General features: G+C 72.7%; 1 protein-coding gene and 1 pseudogene. One reads left to right on the forward strand and one right to left on the reverse strand.

The window, feature by feature from the left end; translation table 11 throughout:
* Positions 1 to 47: 47 nt before the first annotated feature.
* The gene (locus AOK24_RS42945) at positions 48 to 773 is read right to left on the reverse strand and encodes a TetR/AcrR family transcriptional regulator C-terminal domain-containing protein (RefSeq protein ID WP_055725271.1); all 726 of its coding nucleotides are present in this window, start codon (positions 771 to 773) and stop codon (positions 48 to 50) included.
* A 231-nt stretch (positions 774 to 1004) separates the two neighbouring features.
* On the opposite strand from AOK24_RS42945, the pseudogene AOK24_RS42950 reads away from it, so the two are divergent.
* Positions 1005 to 1232: pseudogene (locus AOK24_RS42950) on the forward strand (hypothetical protein); the annotation flags it as partial.

The following is a 1232-nucleotide window of genomic DNA, read 5'->3' on the forward strand; positions in this document are numbered from 1 at the left end:
GGGTAAGTATGACAATCCGTCTGTACGACTCCACCCGTGCGGCGATGTCACCCCTTGCCCGGCAGCCTCATCGCCAGCCCGTCCAGCACCACGTCGAGCCCGTACCGGAACTTCGCCTCCCGCGTCTCCTCCGGCCCTCGCCCCTCCGGCGCCCGGTACCCGTCCGCGAGGTGCGTGTACCCGGCCGCCGCCTCTTCCGCCGCCGGCATCAGGCGGGCCACGAACTCGGCCTCCGTGTCCCCGGACCGCGCGACCGTCCCGAGCCAGGCGGCCTCCGTCCCGCTCATGCCGGTGACGTACGCCAGGAGCGCGGAGATCGCGTTGTCGGGGTCGGGGAAGCCGGCGCGGACGAAGAGCGCGGCCAGGCTCTCGCTGCGGGACATCAGGTTGGGGCCCAGGTAGGCGAGGCCCGCCTGCCCGAGGACGGACGCCAGCCAGGGGTGGCGCAGGATCGTCGCCCGGAACGAGAACGCCGCGTCCGTCACGGCGCCCCGCCAGTTGTCGCCGTCGGCCGGGGGTACGGCGATCTCGCCGAAGACCTCGTCGGCCGCCAACTCCATCAGCTCGTCCTTGGTGGCGACGTGCCGGTACAGCGAGGTCGCCCCCGCGTTCAGCCGCGCCCCCAGCTTCCGCATGCTGAGCGCCTCGACGCCCTCCGCGTCCAGCATCGCGACCGCCTCGCACACGATCGCGCCCCGGCTGAGCGCAGGCTGGTCCGGCTCGCGCCGGGGGCGGGCCCATACCGAGGGGATCGGGTTCCGCTTGGCCGTCATGACGCTCCTGTTCCTCGCCGGTACGTGGGTCCCGGCCAGCATACCCTGCGGTGCGTACACCGTTCCCCTCGTGCGCACATCGTTCCCCGAGCGCCTGTCCCGAGGCGCCGGATACGTGACAGATCGGGTACAGCTGTGCCACATGATCGTCAACCGGTCGTGAAACAACGCGAGTTGCTGCCTAGCATCGGGGGCAGAGGCCGGGAACCGGTTACCGGGTGGGGAGGGCCAGTGGGGATCCGAGGGGTACGGCTCGGGTGTGCCGTGGCAGTGTGCGGGGCGCTGCTCGCGGGGTGCACGTCGTCGGACGGGGACGGCGGATCGGCGCGCGCACTCTCCTCGGCCTCCCCGACTCCGAGGCCGACCGCCCCTCCGACCGAGGTCGTCGACATCGACCCCGCGCGGCTCCCGGCCACCTCCGCCCAGGCCGCCGCCCTGATCCGGCAGGTCATCCCGGAC

Source organism: Streptomyces niveiscabiei (genome assembly GCF_001419795.1).
In the GTDB taxonomy this organism is placed as follows: Bacteria; Actinomycetota; Actinomycetes; order Streptomycetales; family Streptomycetaceae; genus Streptomyces; species Streptomyces niveiscabiei.